The sequence below is a fragment of the Izhakiella capsodis genome (genome assembly GCF_900115045.1).
GTDB lineage: Bacteria > Pseudomonadota > Gammaproteobacteria > Enterobacterales > Enterobacteriaceae > Izhakiella > Izhakiella capsodis.
Map to the genome: position 1 here is coordinate 117,441 of NZ_FOVC01000001.1, position 24,162 is coordinate 141,602.

Annotated in this window: 13 protein-coding genes and 2 pseudogenes; 9 read left to right on the top strand and 6 right to left on the bottom strand. The window is 52.6% G+C overall.

Annotated features, from left to right (window positions below):
- Window positions 1–57: 57 nt before the first annotated feature.
- Window positions 58–648, bottom strand: coding sequence for a DedA family protein (locus BM191_RS00605; protein WP_092873759.1), 591 nt, complete (start codon window positions 646–648; stop codon window positions 58–60).
- Between the two features lie 384 nt (window positions 649–1,032).
- Between BM191_RS00605 and pbpG the strand changes: the two genes are divergently transcribed.
- Both pbpG and BM191_RS00615 read left to right on the top strand, forming a co-directional pair.
- Window positions 1,033–1,983, top strand: a complete 951-nt coding sequence (gene pbpG / locus BM191_RS00610) for a D-alanyl-D-alanine endopeptidase (protein WP_092873764.1) — start codon at window positions 1,033–1,035, stop codon at window positions 1,981–1,983.
- Window positions 1,984–2,290: 307 nt separating this feature from the next.
- Window positions 2,291–4,738 (top strand): DUF3772 domain-containing protein, encoded by a 2,448-nt coding sequence (locus tag BM191_RS00615; protein WP_092873767.1) that lies wholly within the window; start codon window positions 2,291–2,293, stop codon window positions 4,736–4,738.
- A 122-nt stretch (window positions 4,739–4,860) separates the two neighbouring features.
- On the opposite strand, the gene dld is transcribed toward BM191_RS00615, so the two are convergent.
- On the bottom strand, window positions 4,861–6,567 hold the full coding sequence (gene dld / locus BM191_RS00620) for a D-lactate dehydrogenase (protein WP_092873770.1): 1,707 nt from the start codon (window positions 6,565–6,567) through the stop codon (window positions 4,861–4,863).
- 187 nt (window positions 6,568–6,754) lie between these two features.
- Between dld and bglX the strand changes: the two genes are divergently transcribed.
- Window positions 6,755–9,052: a beta-glucosidase BglX gene (gene bglX / locus BM191_RS00625; RefSeq protein ID WP_092873773.1), complete on the top strand. Its 2,298-nt coding sequence runs from the start codon at window positions 6,755–6,757 to the stop codon at window positions 9,050–9,052.
- A 412-nt stretch (window positions 9,053–9,464) separates the two neighbouring features.
- Here the strand turns inward: bglX and BM191_RS16910 are convergent, their stop codons facing one another.
- Window positions 9,465–9,713 (bottom strand): hypothetical protein, encoded by a 249-nt coding sequence (locus tag BM191_RS16910; RefSeq protein WP_230479468.1) that lies wholly within the window; start codon window positions 9,711–9,713, stop codon window positions 9,465–9,467.
- Here BM191_RS16910 and BM191_RS16915 point away from each other — a divergent pair, their 5' ends adjacent.
- The 5 genes from BM191_RS16915 to idi all read left to right on the top strand — a co-directional run bounded on the left by BM191_RS16915 (window position 9,714) and on the right by idi (window position 13,297).
- Entirely contained in the window at window positions 9,714–9,902 is a 189-nt protein-coding gene (locus BM191_RS16915) for a hypothetical protein (RefSeq protein ID WP_230479469.1), read from the top strand.
- Window positions 9,903–10,027: 125 nt separating this feature from the next.
- Window positions 10,028–10,237, top strand: coding sequence for a suppressor of fused domain protein (locus BM191_RS16920; RefSeq protein ID WP_230479470.1), 210 nt, complete (start codon window positions 10,028–10,030; stop codon window positions 10,235–10,237).
- A gap of 1 nt (window position 10,238) precedes the next feature.
- Complete coding sequence (locus BM191_RS16925) at window positions 10,239–10,505, top strand: suppressor of fused domain protein (RefSeq protein WP_230479471.1); 267 nt, start codon at window positions 10,239–10,241, stop codon at window positions 10,503–10,505.
- 119 nt (window positions 10,506–10,624) lie between these two features.
- The gene (locus BM191_RS00635) at window positions 10,625–12,520 is read left to right on the top strand and encodes a methyl-accepting chemotaxis protein (RefSeq protein ID WP_092873776.1); all 1,896 of its coding nucleotides are present in this window, start codon (window positions 10,625–10,627) and stop codon (window positions 12,518–12,520) included.
- Between the two features lie 231 nt (window positions 12,521–12,751).
- Window positions 12,752–13,297 (top strand): isopentenyl-diphosphate Delta-isomerase, encoded by a 546-nt coding sequence (idi, locus tag BM191_RS00640; protein ID WP_092873779.1) that lies wholly within the window; start codon window positions 12,752–12,754, stop codon window positions 13,295–13,297.
- Window positions 13,298–13,323: 26 nt separating this feature from the next.
- Here idi and BM191_RS00645 read toward each other — a convergent pair whose 3' ends face one another.
- A complete protein-coding gene (locus BM191_RS00645) occupies window positions 13,324–14,796 on the bottom strand; it encodes an MFS transporter (protein WP_092873782.1) in 1,473 nt (490 codons plus the stop codon).
- 292 nt (window positions 14,797–15,088) lie between these two features.
- Between BM191_RS00645 and BM191_RS00650 the strand changes: the two are divergent.
- A pseudogene (locus BM191_RS00650) lies at window positions 15,089–15,629 on the top strand (IS110 family RNA-guided transposase); the annotation flags it as partial.
- Between the two features lie 532 nt (window positions 15,630–16,161).
- On the opposite strand, the pseudogene BM191_RS16445 reads toward BM191_RS00650, so the two are convergent.
- Window positions 16,162–16,260, bottom strand: a pseudogene (locus tag BM191_RS16445) (IS6 family transposase); the annotation flags it as partial.
- Between the two features lie 124 nt (window positions 16,261–16,384).
- Complete coding sequence (locus BM191_RS00655; RefSeq protein ID WP_092873785.1) at window positions 16,385–24,124, bottom strand: hypothetical protein; 7,740 nt, start codon at window positions 24,122–24,124, stop codon at window positions 16,385–16,387.
- Window positions 24,125–24,162: the final 38 nt, after the last annotated feature.

A 24,162-nucleotide genomic window follows, 5' to 3' on the forward strand; every position in this document is an offset into this window, starting at 1 on the left:
TAATCGCAATCCTCTGAAAGAGAGCAACCGGCCAGGTCTCGCAGACGGGATGGCGCATTATTCGCCCTCATTAGCGTGGTGATTATTCTTTTTATAATTGCGCCATAGCCTGCGTAAAATCAGCGCGGCGATGAACACCAGCACCAGCAAGAAAATATATTTCAACGGGTGGCTAAATTTATGCAGCAGGGGACCAATAACCCCGCCTCCGGCGTAACCCAGCGTGACAAAGATAAATGCCCAAATGATAGCGCCGAGTATGTTCAGTGGCAGGAAGCGTCGCAGCTTTAGATGGCTGGCGCCAATGATGATTGGACCGACGATGCGCAGGCCGTACATAAAGCGAACGCCAATAACAAACCAGATGGGATATTTCTGTATCCACCGCTGTGCTTTATGTATTTGCGGCTGATGCTTTTTGAAACGATTCAGGATGCGATCGCCATAGTGACGACCGATTAAGTACAGCACGGTATCGCCAATAGTGCCGCCTATTATCGCGACCAGTACCGTCCAGCCATAGTGAAGTAATCCTTCATGGGCGGCTACGCCACCAAGTAGTGTAAAGGTTTCGCCTTCGGCGATGCAGCCGAAAAAAAGGGCCAGATAACCGTATTGTTCAATTAACTGGCTGATATTGAGATGCATCCATCCTCCATTGGTTCGCGGTGAAAATATCGCTGCAGCCAATCGGTTATTTTCGTTCTGTAGATTAACCGGGTAGCTTAAAAGACAATCAGGCAGACGCGTAATTGATGAACACTATTATATGTGAAGTGTTTCAGCCATGTTGTCGATGGTGATAATAGCCGTCCGGCATCTGTAACAGTGGCATGATCATGAACCCTGCCCGTGGGCAGGATGATTTGTTCATCTGATACTGGATACCGCTGTACCTGTGTGCGGTAAGAGAAAAATAGTGCGGGAAGGGTAGGACAAGGTCCGGGTAACAGGGTATGATGCCACGCCGTCGTCGCCGGCGACAAAATGCGACACGTACCTGATCCCCATTGATGCTATCCGGTTAATTTAATGTCTGCAAAAAATCGCCTTTCGCTACTTTCTCTGGCGCTGTTGCTTTCTGCATCCGCGCTGTTCAATCACGCATCCGCCCGTACAAAATTTGAAGACGTTGCGCCCGTAGCACAGCCGCAAATCGCCTCAGGCAGCGCGATGGTCGTCGAGAGTAACAGCGGCAAAGTGCTGTTTGAGAGCCATCCCGATCGCGTCCGTCCTATTGCCTCACTCACTAAACTGATGACAGCAATGGTGGTGCTGGATGCGCACCAATCGTTGAATGAAATGCTGACGGTGGATATCAGTCATACGCCGGAGATGCGCGGCGTATTTTCTCGCGTAAAGGTCAACAGCCAGATTAGTCGCAGAAATATGCTGCTGCTGGCGCTGATGTCTTCGGAGAATCGGGCGGCCGCCAGTCTTGCAGCACACTATCCGGGTGGCTATGCCGCTTTTATCAGAGCGATGAACGCTAAGGCCGCTGCGCTTGGCATGACGCGGACGCATTACGTTGAGCCGACCGGACTCTCGGTGCAAAATGTCTCAACCGCGCGTGACTTAATTAAACTTCTGCTGGCAACCAAACGCTATCCTCTGATTGGTCAGCTCAGTACCACCCATGAAGAGACCGCGACGTTTAGCCATCCGGCTTATCAGTTGCCGTTTAGAAATACTAATCATCTGATTTATAACGACAAATGGACAATAAATCTGACAAAAACCGGATTTACTAATGAGGCGGGTCACTGCCTGGCAATGCGCACGGTAATGGATCGCAAACCGGTGGCGATGGTGGTATTGGATGCCTTCGGCAAATATACGCATTTTGCTGATGCTAACCGCATTCGTGAGTGGATGGAAACCGGTAAAGCCTCACCGGTGCCGGCGGCGGCCCTGAGCTATCGTAAGTCTAAAGCTTCTCAGATGCTCAGCGCCCGTAGCGTTGAGTCGCAGTCCGTTGAATAAGCAGAACTCATTCTGATTCCGGGGCAGGACTTGATTCTGCCCCCGCGCACGCTGCCTGATTAAGGTGGGCGTCGATCGTCATCGCTCTCCCCAGAGGCAGCCTTAAAGATACGGCATGCTGATTTTATGCGTAAATGTGACGCCTTGTGTGGTTAGAAAAATCAGAGAAATACGTGACGTTTTCCCCCGGTTTTTGTTAATAATTCTTATAGCACTGGCAGCTGGAGCCGCATAAACTGTCGTGCAAAATTTATTCACGATACGATTTATCTTTAGTTCGCTGATGTAAGCGATGGGAAAATACGCTATGTCCAGGTGGTCAGGGTTTATACGGGTATTTCTGCTGACGTTGATAATGCTTACGCCGCTGACCGTGCAGGCAGATAATGGTAACAATAATAATGCACCAGTCAGCGAACAGGCAGTAAAGCTCGACCCTAAGGTTGAGCTAACCAAAATGCAAAAAGTGCTGGATAAGATTAAGCAGCAAGTTTCTGCCGAAAGTAGTGAAACTAAACTTCGCGCGCTCAATGAGCTGACGCTGCAACTCTCTACCGATGCTGATACCCTAGCACAGGCGCTGGAGCCTCAAAAAGCTCAGCTGCAAACTCAGCTTGGCGTGCTTGGCCCGGCACCCAAGCCAGACAGCGGAGTCAGGGAAACCGCAGAGGTGACCAGCAAGCGTAAAAAATTGACCAGCCAGATGCTGCAGCTTGACGATCAGATTAAGCAAGCCGAGGCGATCAAAAGCGGTGCGATAAACCTGTCGACCCAGATCGTCAACCTGCGCCGCAATGCGTTTAAAACCCAGCTGGCACTGAATGCTGGCAGTATTTTGGGGACGAAATTTTGGGCGCCACTGTTCAATGCTCCACAGGAAGACAGCAGCAGAATCAGTGATTTTGTTAACGAGCTGAAAGCCACTGCTGCGCTTTGCTGGGAGCCTGACTGGCGCTTTGGCACAATTTTATGGATGGTGGCAGGTCTGTTGATCGCCTCGTTTGGCCGGCGCTATATGGAGCAGTTTCTTGCCTGGGTTGGCATTCATAAACTGCCAGAGGGCCGACTGCGGCGAAGTTTCCTCGCCGCTGCGGTTGCTCTGACGACGCTGGCTACGCTGGTGATTGCTTCCGGCTGTTTTGAAATGGCCTTCACTCGCCGTGAGGAAGTGTCAGATGACGTGCGTAATTTTGCCGAACTTCTGGTACGACTCAGTGTTCTCTGCGGTTTAATTGCCGGGCTGGGGAGGGCATTTTTATCCACCCGTCGACCCTCCTGGCGCTTACCATCGATATCTGACCCGGTAGCCTTAGTATTAAAGCCGTTCCCGCCGCTGACTGCCGCGCTGGTTTTCGTTTTCCAGGCGATTGAAAGTTTTAACATCAGCGCTAACGTCAGTATCACCAAGACGGTGTTTGCCTACGGCCTGACGGCATTGCTGATTGGCTGGACCGCGCTATCCATAAGCTTTCGCAGCAACCGCGTACGTCGGCAGATGATACAGCAAGGAGAAACGCCTGAAGCGCGTTCAACGCTGGTTGGTTTGATCCAGATGTTCATAACCCTGGTCGGTATCGCTATCCTGGCCTCCTTGATAATTGGCTATGTCACTCTGGCGCGCTTTCTTAGCTATGAGCTGGTGTGGTTTGGCATTGTTTTTGGCTCGTTCTATATCCTCAGCCAGCTGGTAGTTGACGGCTGTGAGGCCCTGTTTTCAACGCATAACCGGAGTGGTAAGCGTATCCAGGCTTCGCTGAATATTGACGAACGCTACCTGGCCCAGGCAGCGTCGCTGCTCTCAGGCCTGGGTAAAACGTTGCTGGTTATCATGGCCGCGATGGCGTTGCTCAACGGAACGTTCAACAGCGCAACGCCGATTGAGCTGGTACAAAAACTCATCGGGTTTTGGGGCGGAAAAGGGCTGGAGTCGCTGGATATTGTTCCGGCTCACGTCGTTAATGCGTTGATTTGCCTGATTGTCGGTATTTATATCCTGCGCGCGCTGCGTCGCTGGCTGGAAAGTGACTTCCTGCCCAAGACATCGCTGGATATTGGCATGCGCGTCTCGCTGATCACGCTGATGAGTAACATTGGCTATGTGCTGGTGATCCTGTTGACGCTGTCAATCATGGGATTGCAATGGAATAAGCTGGCGTGGATAGTCAGTGCGCTATCGGTAGGCATTGGATTTGGCCTCCAGGAGATCGTGAAAAACTTTATCTCCGGGCTAATCCTGTTAACCGAGCGGCCAGTTAAGGTCGGCGATTTGGTCAGCATCAGCGGCATTGAAGGCGACATCCGACGGATTAACGTGCGGGCCACGGAAATTCAGCTCTCTGACAAATCCACGGTCATCGTGCCCAATTCACAGCTGATATCGCAAAATGTGCGCAATGCGACGATGGGTAACGCCCAGGGCGTCGCGACTATCACCCTGACGTTCCCGTTGGATATCGACCCAACACAGGTTCGCCAGCTACTGCTGGACGTGTACAGCGAAAACGAGCGAATTCTGGAAAACCCGGAACCCGCGGTGTCGTTTAAGGATCTGACACCGTCCGGTATCACCCTTAGTGTCACCGGCAACGTGTCAACACCTCGCCTGGTCTCAGGTGCGAAAAGCGATCTGCTGTTTGATATTCTGACCCGGCTGCGTAAAGAGGGCATTGCGCTTTCAGCGCCACAAACAATGGTTATTGAACGGCGTAATGCAAACACGTCGATGTCCGATCCAGCAGAAGGAGGCCAGATATGAGAGAAGCGCCGTTTGGTCGCGGCTTTCCTGTGGGCTTCATGTCTGCAGTGCCGATGCTTTATGCTAATAAAGCCTGTTAGGTTCGACGCCCGTCCCATCTTGTTCCCAGGGCCCCAGGCGGCTTAATGCCAGAACCGTTTTTTACTGGTTTTACCAATTCCGGGGTTGAAGCTGTTGGTGGGATCAAGCTGCTGGTAAAACGCCTTGAGCTGAGGCTGCGCTTCATACAGATGGCCAACGTTATGCTCAGCCGGATACTGGGCACCGCGCTGACGCAGCAGTGCCAGCATCTTCTCTTTCAACACGTGAACATCCACGCCTTTGCGCACGATATAATCCTGGTGAAACACGTAGCAAAAGAAATGACCGTAGTAGAGACGATGGATCAGCATGTCGTCAAACTCGGCAGGAAGCTGTTCGAACCAGTTATTATCGTTACGGCGCAGGGCGATATCCAGCGCCAGAATCTCGCTAACGTCATCCTGATGTACCGCATGATAACGCACGGCAGCACCGGCGGCAGCGAAGCGGTGCAAAAAAGCTTTGCGTCCTTCTTCTGCTGTGCAGGTAAAAAACGCACCGTCACCCTCAGCAAAAAAACCTGACAGAAAGCGGCGAGCTTCTTCAACGCCCTCGCCGGACATTTTGAGCATCAGATGATGTTCAAAACGGTGACGATATTGCGTCATGCGCGTGGGTAAATGTGCGGGAAACCAGCCGCTCATCCGCTGTAACAGGCGATCGATAACATTCGGTGCCACGAAGGATAGCTTGCTCAGTAACGCCTCAGCGCGGCCCTTCAGGGTGAAAAACAGCGGCATACGATCGGTGCCGAGTTTGTCGATCATCAAAAAAGTATCTTTGCCATACTTTTCGGCAATATCGAACATATCGCGATGCAGATATTCACCTGCAACCGGAAGATGGGTGAACTCTGTCAGGATCTGGCGTCGCAGGTTGGTGAGCATTTCGGTGTTGTTGGTGCCGATGTAAAAAACCTGCTGCTCAGGTTCAGCAACGAAAGTATCCAGTCGCACGGCGAATACTGCCAGCTTGCCGGCGCAGCCAGAGGCTTCAAACAAACGGCGGGCGTCGGCATTAAAGCGTGAAGGCGTGTCGGCATCGACATCGCGTACCCGCGTGGCATATTCATTATCTGAGGCGTGGCGTTCGTCATGGTCAACATCTTCAGGGCGCCAGGTTTCGTCGTCCAGCCGCATCAGAATTTGCTCCGGCGACGCGCCGAGCCGGATACCGAGATGGTTAACCAGCGCCAGTTTCCCCTGCTCATCAATACGGGCATACAGCGCCATTTCGGTCCACGCCGGCCCACGTTTAATCAGGGCGCCGCCGGAGTTATTGCATACGCCGCCAACAACTGAGGCACCAATGCAGGACGAACCGATCACCGAATGGGGTTCACGCCCCAGCGGTCTGAGGATTTTCTCCAGCTGATAGAGCGTACTGCCAGGAAAGGCCAAGACCTGCTTGCCGCCGTCCAGTAGCTGTACCTGGTTTAACCGTAACGTGCTGATAATCACGACCGGGCGTTCGTAGTCATTGCCGCTCGGCGTCGATCCTTCGGTCAGTCCGGTATTCGCGGCCTGCATTATCACCATTATCTCTGCGTCGACGCAGGCTTGCAGCAAACGCCATTGCTCAAGAAGCGAACCAGGAAACGCCACCGCCAGCGCCTCGCCGCTGCCGGAGCGAAAGCCTTTGCGATAGCGCTCGGTTTTGCGCGAATCGGTCAGGAGATTTCCTTTGCCAACAATACGTGCCAGCGTGGCGATTAACCTGCGATTTTCGGGCGTAACTGTCGATTCCATAATCTGTCCTTTTATGTCATTCGAGCATTGTCCATAGCAGCCGGCCTCTGAACGTGGTTCAGGCTAGCGGCCTCTCAGCCTGATTTTATAGCGCTGTGCGCGTGTGCCATGTTATGACAAATTGCGCTAATCTGTAACGTTGAGTTCAGGACCTCTTGTAGGCAACGCATTGAGAGAGCATTTTTTGATGAAATGGATCTGTAGTTTAGGACTGGTGGCCATGCTGGCTTGTCAGCCGGTGATAGCTGAAACGCTTTTTGGACATCATCCCCTGACGGCGCAGGCTCGGGATGCGTTTGTTAATGACCTGATAAAAAAAATGACCCTGGACGAAAAAATCGGCCAGCTGCGGCTGATTAGCGTTGGTCCGGATAACCCGAAACAGGCGATCCGCGAGATGATTAAAAAAGGGCAGGTTGGCGCCATTTTTAATACCGTCACCCGCCCCGATATTCGTGAAATGCAGGATCAGGTGATGCAGCTCAGCCGCCTGAAGATCCCACTTTTTTTTGCCTATGACGTTATCCACGGTCAACGTACGGTGTTTCCTATCACGCTTGGACTGGCCTCCAGCTGGGATCTGGATGCGGTAAGTACCGTCGGGCGTATATCGGCGTATGAAGCGGCGGATGACGGTCTGAATATGACCTGGGCGCCAATGGTGGATATAACGCGCGATCCGCGCTGGGGCCGCGTTTCGGAAGGTTTCGGCGAGGACACCTACCTGACATCGCAAATGGGCAGGGCAATGGTGCTGGCCATGCAGGGTAGAAGTCCGGCTGAGCGCTATAACGTAATGACCAGCGTTAAGCACTTCGCCGCGTACGGTGCCGTTGAAGGCGGTCGCGATTACAACAGCGTTGATATGAGCCTCCAGCGTTTGTTTCAGGACTATCTGCCGGGTTACAAAGCTGCGCTGGATGCTGGCAGCGGCGGTGTCATGGTGGCGCTAAACTCACTCAACGGTGTACCGGCCACGGCTGACAGCTGGCTGCTCAAGGATGTTCTGCGTAGCAGCTGGGGTTTTAAGGGGATTACCATCAGCGATCACGGGGCGATTAAAGAGTTGATGCAGCACGGTGTTGCCAGCGATCCGCGGGATGCGGTGCGCATTGCGATTACCTCCGGCGTCAATATGAGTATGAGTGATGAATATTACAGTAACTATTTGCCAGGGCTGGTGAAAAGCGGTGCGGTGAGCGAAATGGAAATTGATGATGCGGTGCGTCATGTCCTGAACGTTAAATACGAGATGGGATTATTTAACGATCCCGATAGTCATCTGGGGCCGAAGGGCAGTGACCCAATCAATACTAACGCAGAAAGTCGCCTGCACCGTCCGCAAGCGCGTGATGTCGCACGCAAAAGTCTGGTACTGCTGAAAAACCGCCTGGAAACACTGCCGCTGAAAAAATCCGGCACCATTGCGGTTATCGGTCCCCTGGCGGACAGCAAGCGTGACATCATGGGCAGCTGGTCGGCTGCGGGTGTGGCCGGACAGTCGATTACCGTACTGCAGGGAATTCGCAATGCGGTCGGTGACAAGGCGGTGGTGAGGTTCCAGAAGGGGGCGAATGTTACTGACAACAACGGCATCCAGGCTTTTCTTAACCTGTACGAACATGCGGTCAGCGTCGATCCGCGCCCAGCGGAAAAAATGATCGACGACGCGCTCGCCATAGCGGAAAAGTCAGATGTGATTGTCGCGGTCGTTGGGGAGTCACAGGGTATGGCTCACGAGGCATCAAGTCGCAGCGATATTACTCTTCCGCCCAGTCAGCGTCGGCTGCTGGATGCGCTTAAAACTACCGGTAAGCCGCTGGTTATGGTGCTGATGAACGGCCGGCCGCTGGCGCTGGTAAAAGAGGATGAGCAGGCAGATGCGATACTGGAGACCTGGTTCAGCGGCACTGAGGGCGGTAATGCCATTGCCGACGTGCTGTTTGGTGATTACAACCCCTCCGGTAAGCTGCCGATGTCGTTCCCGCGCTCCGTTGGTCAGATCCCGATTTATTACAATCATCTGCAAACCGGCCGTCCCTATGATTTTCAGCACCCGAATAAATATACCTCGCATTACTATGACGCCGCTAACGGTCCGCTGTATCCGTTTGGCTATGGCTTAAGCTATACCCGTTTCACCCTATCAGAGGTGCGTCTATCCAGCAAAAACCTGGCGCGTAACGGCTCGATTAATGCCAGCGTGACGGTCACTAATAGCGGTAAACGCGATGGTGCCACGGTGATCCAGCTCTATCTGCATGACCAGACGGCCAGCGTCAGCCGCCCGGTTAAGGAACTAAAAGGCTTTAAACGCATTTTCCTCAAGGCAGGAGAGTCGCAAACAGTGACGTTCCCGATTGCTATCAATGCGTTGAAGTTCTGGAACGCCCATATGCAATATGTAGCGGAGCCGGGTAAGTTCGACGTGATGATCGGTCTTGATTCTGCCCGTACCAAAAACAGTGTGTTTACTTTGTTGTAGTGTCGTCCCGTCGCCCCGCTGGCGTTGCACCGCCAGCGGGGCAATATTATCGCTGATTGTGCCAGGGATGACGCATGACCGCTATCGAGCCAGTGTCCCGGACTCTGCTGGTATCAGCCCGCTATCGGTAAAAATAGCGGCGACGAAGAGTACCCAATAATCCTGACTGGCACGCTAATCCCAAGCGTATGGCCTGACAGCCAATCAGTCTCTCAAAATCAACAGATGCACGATAAGATCACCTGACGGTATCTGATAATCAGTCATTCCCCCCTTGAATCGGCGTCATCACCCAATGTTCATCAGACGGGCTCAACGGCGTTGAGCTTAAAATATTCTTTTACACCGATGGGCCTTATGGGATATTTCCCGTTGCCTGCTGTCGGCCGCGTGATGCATTCTGCGCTAATCTTCAACGTGTGATCGTTGAGGCCATATAACAGATTCCCACCTTATCCTGATGGTGACTAACCGCCAGCAAACGCTGTGCGCCGTGGTTGGACAGGATGAACGTACCGGGTAAATGACGCAGGGGATAGCGCTGCTGCTGATGGCTGGCGATCGCCGCACTCAGTAAACGGAGCCGCTGCGTGAGGCGGCAAGTCTGCAGGTTATCTGGGCGTCGGCCTGTAACGGCGCCTCGCTTCGGTATCAGGGGCAAATGCTGGCGGCGATCCCCGGCTGGCGCCTTTATCAGGACAAACAGGCCAGTTTTTCGGCCGGTTGTATCCGTGAGAACCGCATCACTTCGCCGCCCGGCTCTGCTTCAGCCAATGATTATTATGCGAGGGCGGTACAGCACCGTTTATTGTGGCACGACTGGCCATCTTTGGGCGACCCTTCAGCCTGAACGGCTGTATTGCTACGAGGCGCAGTCTGGCGAATCGGTACGCTACAATACTCATTGATAACGGCAGCTGGCCGCCAGCGGTCATTTTGTAGCGTTTTCATCAGGGCTGCTGGAATTGTCTTACGTTGGGCATGCGTATCCGCCCGATGCCCTGGGTTGATTTTCTTTATAAAGACCAGGCACCGGCGTATCGGCGTCGCGCGCTGGGGATGGCGATTGATGCGCAAGTGATGACGGAACACAGCGCGGTTCAGATGGCCAGTGCGCTTGCCAGCTTTGCGCCCTATCCCTGGCAGCATATCAGCGGGTTGGGAGAAGGGCATACGGACTTATGACGTGGCAGCGATCAGATTCAAAGGCTTCATTCTCTCCAGCGCGCTGGCGTGTGAGTCCGGGCAATTCACGCTGCCTGATCGAGAAGGCGACAACGTTAACCTGCTGTGGGCGATGCCGATCACTACAGCAGATCGCGAATTTTTTTCAGGCCGGGGAGGAGGGCGGGCTGGCCTCAATTCACGTTTATTGCACGATGATGTGGAACAGGTTTTCTGTCCGCGACCGCAGGTGGTACATATTGAGTTACAGCAAAAGAAACCGCGTTGAACGTTATGTGGGCGATGTAACACCTACGCTTTTTATCCGTCTATCCACCTCAAGATCTGCGACGCGCTGCCGTTAATTCGGTAAGGCAATAATGCCTCTCCGACCGACGTGGTGAGTCTATGTTTAAAACAACCCAGGCCCGATTTACTGTCATGATCGTCGGCTTTTTCATCGTGCTGATAGCCGTTACCGTTGTGGCAATAAAAATGATGGTTGCTCCACAACTCACTCATAACGAAGGACGTTTACTTCGTTTACAGATTGATCGCTTGTCCGGTGCAATTACCGATCAGATGAACCGGGTTCAGGCCCAACAGCGCACGATTACGGAAGTAGTTAGTGTATTGAGCAGCGATCAGATAGATACGCTGCTGCCGTTGCTAATCAATCAGTACAACGATAACAACGTCTTTGGCGGTGGGATTTGGCCTTTGCCGCGTCAACGTGATGCTGCCCGTGATAAATTCAGCACCTTTTACGCACGCGATGCCAGTAATCAGCTACAGATCAATACCGTATGGAACCAGCCTGCCGCTGAAAACTACTGGGAACAGCCCTGGTATAAGGGAGGAATGGCCGCGACAAAAGGGCAGTGTGCCTGGGCAAAGGCTTATCAGGATGCCGCCAGTCCTCAGCCGCGCACCAACTGCGCGATGGCGATTTATCGCAATGGTAACCCTTGGGGCGTCGCCACCATCGACGTAACGCTTGGCTTTTTTAATCAGCTGGTTAAGAAAATGAGTGACACCATTCACGGCACGGTGCTGATTGTTGAAGACGATGGCAAAGTGGTTGGAAACGCAGCACTGGTGGGTGGCGAGGCAAAATTGCAGAATCTGAGCGATCTGACGCTGCCGATGGCGGCTCCTCTGAGACAGCTGTTACGCAACGTCGGCAGCCAGTCCAGTACGTCAACTTACCATAGTGGTGCTGGCAACCATACTCTGTTTGTGCAGCCGATTAGCGGAAGCCCCTGGTATGTGGCGAGTGACGTGCCCACTGCGCTGCTCACTCAGCAAACGGATACGATGCTGCTGAAGATAGGTATGGTGCAAATTCCACTGGCCATTATCTTGCTGCTGATATTGCTCGGCTTTATTCGCAGGCTGATACGCAGTTTGCGGGGGCTGAATGAAAATATTCTGTCACTGTCCAGCGGTGGGGCCGATTTAACCCAGCGCCTGCCAGCCAGCAGCAGCCCGGAGTTTAACGCGGTAGCGCAGAGCTTTAATCAGTTTATCGCGTACTTGCAAGAGTTGATGCGTCAGGTCGGGGACAGCACACTGGCGATTACCTCGGCATCGCGTCAGATCGCCAGCGGTAACCGTGATCTCTCCTCACGCACTGAAGAGCAGTCTTCTTCGATCGTTGAGACGGCGGCCTCAATGGAGCAGCTTACCGGCACTGTGCGCCAGAACGCCGATAATGCCACTCATGCGAACCAGTTGGCAGGGGATGCCTCACGGGTTGCTGAACGTGGCGGTGAAGTGGTTCAGCAAGTGGTGACGACAATGGGGGCCATCAACGCCTCTTCGCGTAAGGTCGTGGACATCATCGGCGTGATTGACAGCATCGCCTTCCAGACCAATATTCTGGCGCTGAACGCAGCAGTAGAAGCGGCCCGAGCCGGTGAGCAGGGACGTGGCTTTGCGGTGGTGGCCTCGGAAGTGCGCAATCTGGCACAGCGTTCGGCGAATTCAGCACGCGAAATTAAAAAGCTGATAGAGGAGTCAGTGACCAATATTGATCGCGGCAGCGACCTTGTGAACCAGGCCGGAACGACGATGAATGAGCTGACGCACGGGGTTAACCGCGTTGCCACCTTAATGTCCGAGATCATGTCCGCCAGTCGCGAACAAAGCATGGGGATTGATCAGATTGATACCGCCATCAATCAGCTTGATAACACGACCCAGCAAAACGCAGCGCTGGTGGAGCAGGTATCTGCCGCCGCGCAGTCAATGGAAGATCAGACGATTCAACTGGAACAGGTTGTCAGCCGCTTTAAGCTTTAAAATTTTGCAGGGACGGCGACGCCCGTCCCCTCTTTTCAGCTAACCGCTTTCATACCGTATATCTGAAAATGTTGTACAGGCTTTGTTAAAACTTCGTCATTGAGTCAATGTAGCTTCAGGCGGGATAATACCACTGAAGCGCCGCTAGCGGGGCTTTCTGCTTCGCCATTCCTGCCGGTTATTGCCCGGAGAGAGTGTCAAATAATTACCGCGTTATCTGAAGGAGTTTGCATGTCCGCCGTTGACGTTATTCTGGTTGATGAAGCCGACCGCCCTCTGGGGACAATGGAAAAGCTGGAGGCTCATACCAAAGGCTTATTACATCGTGCGATTAGCGTTTACGTGTTTAATCGTCAGGGTGAGTTGATGCTGCAACGTCGTGCCAGCGACAAATATCATTGTGCAGGCCTGTGGAGCAATACTACCTGTGGTCATCCCCTGCCGCAGGAGAGTAACGCGCACGCTGCGCAACGGCGCCTGCGTGAAGAAATGGGACTTAGCTTGCCGCTTACACCGATATTCGAGCTGCGTTATAACCTGGCGTTGGGTAACGGCATGAGTGAGCATGAGTACGGTCACGTGTTCTTTGCCTGCAGCGATGAGCATCCTTGCCTGAATCCGCAGGAGGCCGACGCCTGGCGCTATGCATCGCTGCCGGACCTTGCCAACGCTATAGCGCAAGATCCACAGCCATTCACACCCTGGTTCCTGTATACTTTTCCGCGGATCCCAACGCTGGCGGCCGCCTTTTTTGCCGGTAAAAATGGCAAGAGATAAACAACGGCGCTGAAGCACCGTTTGACTTATTTGTCGGTAAAATCTTCAGCGTCGATGTCGTAGCCGGAGGGTTCCCAGCGGATCAGCAGTAGCGCAAGCAATCCGACCAGCGGCGCAAAAGCAATAATCCAGAAAACATGGGTGTCCAGAGAGGCCGTCAGCAAGGGAAACAAAAATAGCGATACGGTCGAACTGGTGCGCATCAGCGTTTGGTTAAAGCCGACGCCAACGCCACGCAGTGAGGTTGGATAGCTCAGCGAGGCGAACGTCATGCTGTGCGCTCCGGGGCCAAAGCCCTGACCAAGCAAAAAGAGCGCCAGCATGGCAATCGCCAAAGTGGCTTCCGCTGTGCTATCCGGACGGCCCGTTAACGCTAAACCGGTTAACGCCAAAAACTGAAACAGGTATCCGAGAGTTGTCATTTTCCAGGCGCCAAAACGCGGCACGAAGCGCACCGCCAGCAGTCCACCGGTAAAAGCAAATAGCAAATTGAGCGCCAGCGAAACCAGAATAGTGGTTAACATTGACTGAGCGAGAAAGCTGGAAATAATAACCGGAAGGCCAAAGGCCACCGCGTTGTAGGCAAACGAAGAAGCGATGGCAATTACCGTTGCCAGTATGGTTCGTTTAAGATAAACCCCTTTAAGCAGCGCACCGTAGTTTCCCCATCTGGCACGACGAACGCGGCTTATCGGCTGGCTGTCTGCATCGGCAGCAACCCGTGCATTGATGCCCCAGGAGCGCTGCAGAATCTTCGCGGCCCCTTCAAGGTTACCCTGATTAGCCGCCCATACGGGTGACTCGCTCATATAGCGGCTGCGTATCGCGATGATAATGATTGCCGGTACGGCGCCGAACCCTAAAATTAGTCGCCATAGCCAGTCAGTGTGACTTTGCGGCAGCACGGCGTAAAGCAGCAGCACCAGTAGATAGGAGATGGATATCGCCGCATACCATGTCGGACACCAGAGTGAAATGCTGGCCGCTTTGTTTCCCCGCCCGCGCAGCCGGGAGAATTCAGCCAGAAAGGCCATTGCTACCGGCAAATCGATGCCGACACCGAGGCCCATGATAAAACGAGCACCAGCCAGTACGTATTGATTTGGCGCGAAGGCACAGGCCAGCGCCGCGACGACGAAGAAAAACATGTCAGCCATGAATACCCGATAGCGGCCAATCTTGTCAGTCAGATAGCCGCCGATCGCCGCCCCAACAATCGCACCAAACATAATCGCCGAGGCGACGATACCGGTCCAGGCTGGCGTGAGGTTAAATTCGCGTGCTACGTCTTTTATACCAAATGCCAGCGCGCCGAGATCATAGGCGTCAAGGAATACGCCGCCAAGCGCAATAGCCATCACAATTTGCGCATTGTTACGAGCGTGATCGCTATTATTGACGAGCCGGACCACGTCGCTGGCCTTGTGAATGAACACGGGTTTTCCCGCTAGCGCTTCACCAGCCAGTGCAACCTTTGCTGAAGATGAGAGATTGGACATGTTGTTGTTTGCTTTCTGATTATAAATGGAGCAGAGAGCATAACGATTGTTGGCTGGGTGTTAAATCCCTGCTGATTATAAATTAAAAAACATTTCCATGATTATAGAAGCAAAACATAAGTTTGATAATCGAACGTTTGTACGTAGAAGATGGAAGCCAAAAGTTGGCAGTTATCGCAACTATCGGGTCACTCCCCCTTAACGTCAGTCTTCGCGCAGGGTATGTAATGAGATGGTCACTCCTTCCTTCCCGGTACTATGCTGAGGACAGGCCTTCATTCGGAGAACCATTATGGGCAACATTGCGCTCATTGGTATCGATCCGGGTGAAACTCTTTCCATATTCATTGCCAGGATGGTCGCGGAAAGGCTGTTTATCGTAAAAAGTTTACCAAGCCAAGCTAATCGAATTTCTGGCAGCATGCCCGGTAACGACAATCGCAAAGGAAGCCTGTGGCGGTTCTCATTTTATGGTGCGAAAGCTGGCCGAGCCGGGACTTTTTACAACGCTGATATCGCCACAATTTGTCCGCCCATTAGTTAAGACTAACAAGAATGACTTCGTCGATGCCGAAGCCATCTGTGAAGCTGCATCACGTGCATCGATGCGTTTCGTGCAGCCCCTGACAGAATCTCAGCAGGCAATGCGGGCTCTGCACCGTGTCCGTGAATCCCTGGTTAAGGATAAGGTAGAAACAATCAATCAGATGCATGCTTTTTTACTGGAATTTGGCATCAGCGTTCCGGAAGGCGCTGCTGTTATTAGTCGACTGAGCACCATTCTTGAGGACAGTAGTCTGCCTCAATATCTCAGTCAGTTATTACTGAAATTACAACACCGAATAGCCCGGATGTGCCGACTCGAATTCACTACTGGCTTGGTCATCGTGGCCTTCTTTTTCCACGCTGCGATTTGAGCCCAGGTAAGCACTATGCCTTCTTTGGCGGACTTTTTCTCATGCGCCTTCAGGTAGTTACGTACGTTTTCAATGTCATGCCGTTGCCAGATGGCGCACAGGCCGCTGTCGCAGATAAACGCGCCTTTTTGCGTTGTTGATTCATGATCCGGTGCTGACCATGAGCCGGACCAGTAATCAACGCCGTACTCAACCGGCAAGCAGGCGCTAAACTCAGAGGCGTACCTACAGGTTGAGGCTGTCGCCGTGTTTTTCCGGTTAGCGGTTCCGGCCGTCAACGACGGTGAACGCCTCTTTGCTAATCGCGGGATATACTTGATGCAAAATATAAAGCGGATCTCCGATCATGCAAACTCCCCCAAGCGGCGCTGCAGCGCCGCCCAGGCCACAGACGTACCAAGTTCCATCGCAGTCGCTTCTGCATTTCCGGCGTGTATCGCTGAACTCAGCGGTAAATCGTGGTGTGGTCGACATTCACATCGCGTTCAACCAGCATCTCCTGCAGCTCACGGTCGCTGATGCCATATTTGCAGCATCCGCGAACCATCCATCGAATGATGCCTCGTTAAACATGTCGACCTTTACTACGCTCATAAATACCGTCAAGGGTTGAAACGCCAGCAAAGATTATCAATGCTGCTATCCCTGTAACAGTGCCAGTAATATGAATCTCAGTGAAGACTTAAGCCCAGAACCGCCTCTATAATGGTCAGTTCAAGTCTGTGATTTCTTGCATCATCATTGCGTTTTGGTCTGGATGTGCCCTCATTCGGCCAGATGCGGGAGCCTTGTATGTGGTGACGGCTTAGAACGTCAATAATATAGGTAATATATTCCGCCGCGTTTAACAGAGTATCGGCTTTAACCAGTTTGCTGCACTCGATTAGATCCCTTGCTGTAAGCTCCTGTTGCGGGGTGAGGACGGCACTTGCCGGTAAACCCAGCGCATAAGTCGCGCTAAATTTACTGATCCGGTCATCTGCAAAAAAATGGCTATCTTCACGGGCAGATTGCTGAAATGAGCGCGGAAATGAACCGCTTTCGGCGCGTATGTTACCTATATAGGTATGATCAAGCGTGGCTGCGGCGTTATGCGACGCCTCATGGATCACGGTATCCGTCATACCACCATGACGGAGTGTTTTAGGGAGCATCGCCAGCAGGATCCGCTGCTGCCTGTCATAGGGCAGGGCAAACGCATCCGGCTTGGATGAATCAAACTGCTTATACTCAATTACATTAAAAGCGGTGTAGTTATGGGTTATCTGGCTGCTCAGAAAGCTATATACTCCAACAAGGTTTTCTTTAAACCGGTCATACACCATGTTAGAAATCGCAGTAATGTCTTTTTTATCAATTTCGATGGTTTTATCATCATTCAGACCGGTCGCCTCATTGAGCATTCTTTTCAGTTCAGCCTTGATTTCGGGGCGAGAATCGGCTTCATCAAACAGGGATTTTACCTGAGAGACTTTTATGAATGCCTTCTTTATCGACTTAATAACTTCCTGAGAGAATTCGCGCAGCTCACGCGACTCACCTAATCTCCTGGACATCAGCAGGTTTTCAGAAATGATTTCTGCCTGATAGTCATGCATTAATCTCGTTATCCTTTTCTCCGTGGCCTCATCGGATATCACTTCTACCGGCCTCACCGGGTTAAATTCATCTCTCACCTGGGTTCTCAGATCATCCAGCCCCTCCTGATAAGGAGCGAGCAGCTGATGTTGTGATAACACATCAGGGCTGGCGTAATCGAAGCGGTTACCCTCACGGGATTGTCTTAGTGATAATAACCTCGTGAACCTTTCAAGTGAGTATCCCAGGTGTTGGGTTATCGGATTAGCAGAGTAAAAAGAAATTGATTTAACTTTGGTGCCTGGGATTGAATTGTGAAATTTTAGTTCGCTATTCAGGATGTGAGCACCGAGATACCGTGCAACATTTTTGATGTTGTAATTCGCGAGCATCTCGGCAGAGACCAGACCCTGCTTGATGAGATAATCCCTGAACGCAGGATATTTATTCACCACCACATAAGGATGTGCGATCAGATAATGAACTGATAGGTCGGATTGAGCAACATCAAAGTGAACATTAGCCAATCCGTAATATGTATTTCCTTCATAGTAAGATTGCCTGTTTTTCATCAGCGCGTAGGTGGTAATATCAGGTACGGTATTATCAGGAACAACACTCTTGCTGATATCTTCCAGAGCCTGCTTAATGATCTGCAAATTGTCGAGGATGTCAGATTTATCTGGGCCTGAATATTGACTCAGTGCGCCAGTCAGTCTGTATGACGTATTTTTCATGTCTTCAACCGCCGCGTACAGGTTTTGGGAAGAAAGATACTTCTCATTTTCGACCGTGAATCCGGTGCGGGTCAGCATAAAATCACTGCTGTCGGTGTATTTCCCCGTGCTTGCATCAAACACCTGTACTTTTTGCCAGCCGAATTTTGTTTTGAGTACAAATTCACTGACTTTATTGAGCGTTACACGATGTGCGGTCGTCCGGTCAAACGAAGTGTCAGGATGTCGGAATAAACCAGAATAAACAGGATAAGTCTGTCCATCATCATTCGGTGATTTTTCAGCAGAATGGGATGGTGGGTTAACGCCGGTATTGAGATCTTTATCCAGGACTCCATCATGACTTCTATTATCTTTGGTTTGTGACACTTCAGTTTTTCTTTTATCGGAGATATTTAGTAATCCGCCGTTATTACCTGCTAGGTCAGAAGCGGGTAATGGGACTGAGATTTTAAAGCCTGCGCCAGTGGTTGTTTTTACCGTTCCTGAACCCGAAAAAGTGTCTTTACTCATTTTTCCATAATCGGCCACTCTCCACTTTTTCTTTTTTTTGTCGAATCTGATAGCAATATCTTTCAGACCTTGATGAGTAATCCGCATCTTGTTTTTGTTCTTACCCTGCTCAACCTCCAGCCAGGCATTTTTTCCTATTTTAAGATAGTGTCTGCCAGTCACGGTGCTAATGATATCGCTGCTGCTGTCCTGACATGCTTCGATAGCGTCGATATCTGAGTCAGCCACAGTATGACTCGAAGAAATTCTTTTTATTTTATTACCGACTTTTTCCGACGGCTTGATTTCTCCAGGTGAAAGCAGATTGAATCTGGTCTTGAGCTTTTTCAGGTTTTCTATATCTTTCCGGATGTGCTTGGAATTTTTGCCGCTGGTTTTTAATTTACTTAGCGCATTCTCCCGGTTTTCAAGTGCTTCAATAATAAAGTTTTTAAATTTTATATTGATGTTTAATATATTAACATTACTTTCCTGGATCATCGCGCTCTGATAAAACTTACCCATGGACGACTGGATGTCGGACACGACTCTTCTGGCCGACAACGGACCGGCAAATTCCTTCAAGAGGATAAAATGCCCGACGCCCGTTCCGGCTGCTTCCTTCATAAAACTTTCCCATTCGGCATAAGGCAATACCGTCGCGCTGTCCGGGAACCCCGGATCAAACTGACGGATGGTCGGGTCGATTACGAAATCGGCACCATCTCTGGCGATACGAACTGCATAATGGTTTTCAGGCCCGGTATCATGGGGATTTTTATAGACCAGCATACCGACCACACGGGGATTTAATCCCTGTGCCTTCAGAACATTGAATGTCTTAAGCATCGCCTCGTAACCATAACCCCATGGATTGTCACGGAATCTTTTCAGATTGTCAGCATGCGGGCCCGCTGAAAAAAGAAAGCGCTGTAACGCCTTCTCCGTTTCACCGGGTGCCTTATCAATCAGCGAAAAATCCAGGCCCTCTCCAAAAGCGTTCCGCTCGCCTGCTCCCGCCCTGCCCGACGTGTCGGCATCCGGGGCATTTGTCTGCGTGAATACGTCGGCTTCAGGAAGCTGGCGTCCGCCGTCGACATTATGCACCTTGTAGGCGAGCAGCTGGAGGCGGTTGCCCTTTTCCCAGCTGACGCGGTTATCTCTGGAAATCATGAATTCGCCGGTGTTGATTTTACCTTGCAGCGCGGTATTGCCGATTTTAAAGCTGCGTACCGGCAGGTTAGACTCCACTTTATGGACCGGTAACTCGCTTGCTATTTCCTCAAGTGCTTCGAGAGAGGCGGATGCTTCCATGGGTTTGCTGAGTTTTATCTGTGCAGCGATATTTTTTGCCATATCATAGGAGTGCTTTACACTCATGCCGCTGGTCAGTAACGCCTGATAAATGGCCAGCGGCTCTCCTGTCTCGTAAGCCTGTTTGATGCTCTGCCCGACAGTCGCCAGGTCGACAGCTTTGTCTGCAACCATCAGCGCGTATTTGACCGTGGTCCCGCCAATTAGGCTGAATTTTCCCAGCTTGACGGCGATGCTACCGCCAGAAATGCTCCTGACAGTCAGCGCGGCAACCGCCAGCGGATCCAGCTGCTCGCCGTCTGCCACATTGGCAGCAATCTCCGCGGCTGCCTGCACGGCACTGAGAACGATCCCCCCCGATGTAAATGAAGTGACGGCCCCGACGCTCACGTCAAACCAGCTGCCGATGTATTCTGCCTTATCTACATTTATCGCTGTCTGCTGAACCGTCTGCCCTGTGATGTCGCTGACCACGAGTTGTGTCTGCCCGCTGAGCGTTGAGAATGGCCGTGCAAATGACCGCAGATACTCGGCGGGCGTCAGACTCTCCCAGGTAATTTGAAGTTTGTATTTTTGCTGGGTTGTTGTCATGGCCGGGTCGGGGATCAGAGCGCCAAGAATCGCCCTAGTGATTAACAGCTTATTCTCAGGGGTTTTCCCTTTGAGTTTATAATCGTTCTCAATGGTGCTCGCCAGCGCTGAAGAGAGGCTCGCAATATTGACCGCAGACGGATTATTCCGGTTAAAATAATCATTGAAATCATAAGTCCCGTCTCTGAGACCGCTAAGAAAACCCTGGGCATTCTCATACATCAGGAATTCTGCGCCACCAATTGTGGTCAAAGTGAAAGGTAAACGTGTTTTTCGTTTCCTCTGATTCGCATCGTGAGGAAAAGCCCACTTAATATTGGCCAGCAGATCGTTCCCTTTACTTACATAATAATACGGCTGTGCGGAATCCAGACGAACAAGGACGCCGGATTTGGATCCCGGCGCATCAGGGAGCAGGAACGTGTTGTTGAGCTGATACCCCGCGATATCAGCAGGGACGACGAGAGGGGCGCCGATTCTGGCCAGATGAGCATTCTTTCGGACGCGCGGCGGTAAGCTCTGATCGCTTTCTATCTGGCATAACACCTGCTTAATGCCGTACAGATAGGTGGTTTTTTTCTTGTCATCAGTAAATGTCTTCCAGGCTTCCTGAGGAGTAAAATCCACCTGGTCTGCCCGTAAACTCTGCCCGGTCGACGCGCCCGCTGTTGCATCCTGAGTCTCCAGGCTGCGCTTGCCTCTGCTTCGCGGGTGTGCCTCCTCACTATCACCGCTCCCGGCGAATGCCTCAGCCTCAGCCTCAGCAGCCGCCGGTAACTTCTGCTCCGCGGCGTCGGTTGGCGTCCCACTGACCGGCGTCTGTCGCCCGGCGCCTGAACCCATCATCACGTCATGCCGTCTTTGCTCCTCACTGGCCGGATGCCACTCAGGATATTCCCGGACCTGCGCACCCGGTACATTCGCGCCGGCCTTCAGAGCACCGGTTGCGCCTTTAAAACCGGCAATGGCGGTGCCGCTGAGCACCAAATCAGACAGCATCTGCCCGCCAGAGTCCATGTTAATGTGTTGACTCTTTTTCCCTGTCGTCACCCGTCCATAAATCGCGTCAAAGGTATTTTCTTTTGTTCCAACCCGGTAGTTGATCACCCCTGCGCCCGCGACTAACGCGCCACCTGCCGCCAGTTTGATCATCCCCGGTACGGGTGAAATCAATACGCTGAACCCCAGCTGTGTTAATTTCTTCTCCAGCAGGTCACAGACAGCCCCATAAGGAATATCACTGCCCGGCATGATGTGTTTATTTAACTTATGAAGTGACCAGGGTATTTTTATACAGGCTCTCCCTGCCCTGAAAGCCATGCCAGTCAGGTCACTCAGGCCGATGGTCAGATACCCCAGCGCATCCAAAGAGAGATCCACAGCAATACGCGCGGCGCGATCTGATATTTTTCTTTGTCCCCATTTCGTCAGGTATTCGGCCAGCCCTTTTTCCAGGCCGGCATACTGCTCCGGGCTTATCGCGGGCTTCAGCTCACCGATGCGGGCATTTTCAAACTCAGCGGCAAGCCGGGTGGCAAACAGAAAGCCCTGCGGATCGCCGGCTGAAAGCACATCGTCGGTCAGCCGGTGCTTTTTCAGTAAGGCAGACACCTGCTCCGCGTTCGGCTCCACCCAGTCTTCCGGCATTTTTTGCCGAGCGATCTCCGCCCAGTGCCGGGCAAGACGCGCACCGCGCGAATATTCGTCCAGCGTGCGGCCAGTCAGTTTCGCGGCGGCGGCGGCGAGTGTCTTTTCGACTTGTGTTGCCAGCAGCAGGGCTTCTTCTGACCTTTCCTTCGCCTCGTGATAATGGGGTTCGCGGTCGCCGGCAGCGATGATCGCCTTATTCAGCGCGCTGCCCGCGGCGGCAAGCCTTTCGGCAATATCATACATAAATGCCCCCGTCAGCTTTTCATAGGCTGACCACAGATTGCGGGAGACGGACTCAGAAAGTGAATCTTTGCTGTTTATGTAAACAGAAAGCGCCTGCTTTTCCAGACTGTTGGCAATGCCATCCTTCCCGGTCGCGAGGCATCTGTTGATTTTTGCTGCTCTCCCGATATCACACGCCAGCAGGCGATCCAACTCCGCCATCTTTTCGCTCAGGACGCTTGCGGATTTTTTTCGCTCATCGCCGTCAGATGTGCGTTGCTGAACCGCGGCGCTGTCCGCTACCGCATCGTTATCTTCCCGGTTTTCCCCGTCGTGCGATGCGGGCGCAGGTAACACACGATCCTTTATGGGATACAGCACTTTTGTTTTTGCATACAGCGCACTGCTGGCGTCACGGGTTTTTATCGCCATCTGCTGCCACGACCACAGAATGCTTCTGACAATGGATTCCGCAGTCAGCCGCTCTGATGCCATTGCCGGGTTGAGCGGCGGTACGACGTCCAGCAACTTTCTGTGTAGCCCGGCTCTGAGCGTGCTGGCCTCCGCCAGCAGGATGGCGCACTGCGCCCCCTTTTTTTTGAACCAATCCGGGGGGCTGGAGGTCTGTCTGACCGACTTGTCCTTCATTTCCCGGTGGAGATTTTCAAGAAACTGCGAGACGTCCCTGAAGAAATCAGCCAGCGACCCCTGCCGCTGCCCGGCGATATCCGCAATTATTCCGGCCTGATGTCCGACATTCTTTAGCAACACGCCGAAAGTGGAGAATCCCGTCAGTTTGCCCGGAGTCAGAAGTTCTTCGGTAATGTCGGTCAGCGTCTGCATCGCGGACGTCAGCGGCATGATCAGCGACGGGTAACTATCTGCGTTTTTAATGGCTTTTTCATGGCTGATCCACTGGCGGACGTTATCTTCTGACAGCCGGGCGGCGAATGCCGCTATGGCGCTGAGTTTTTCCCGCATCCACGGTGCATCAAACGGCCCTCCGGTGCTGATGCCGTGGTTTAACTGCGCGCGGGCGTCGGTCACGGCGTCATGCAGCCGGCGCACCGACGCCGGGTCAATCCCCGCGGCCTGAGGTCTGTCAGAACTGAGCCGGGTGCCAAGCGAGGTGAAATACTCCGCCAGCTCGCTGAAGAAAGAACAGGCGGTTGCCGATAGCAACGGGGCTATTTCCCGGTCTTTTTCTGCCTCACTGTGCAGCGCACGGATTACGCGGGCGATGTCGCCGTCCGGCATGACGGCGCCACCATCGGCCGGGAAAAGCACATCAACCGCATTCTTCAGCGTTCGCAGCGCGGACGCCAGCCGTCCGGCCAGCTGCTGCGCCGCCGCCCGGTTTTTCGCGTCATATTTTGGGTCACCGTGAACAGCGCCCAGCTGATGGTCAATCCAGCGCTGCGCGTTGTCAGACAGACGCGCTGTCAGCTTGTCGAGAGCAGCAAGCTGGCGCTGTCGCCACTCGTCATCAGACCTGCCGGCCCTGGCAGACGCTAAGACACCGCTCTGCTGCGCGCCGGCCAGTGCCTCACGCAGCTGTGCGACTAATGTCGGATTAAGCGCGGGTATCTGCACATTATGGCCCTTGCGCCTGAATTCCTGCGCTTCTGCCTGGTGCACGTCGCGGAGATAAGCAAACAGGCTGTCGTTATGACTGTCAGCCTGCCGGCCTGCTGAGCGTGACGCCGCGCGGCAAAATGAGGCTGCCGCCTTATGCTGGCCTTGCTGCTCAGCGTCGTTGTGGTTTTCATTCCGGGCGTAATCTTTCCTGTATGTTATGTCTTTTTTTAATGCAGAGATATAAGGCATAGGAATGTTCCTGGATAACGTTATTGGTATAAGGGGGG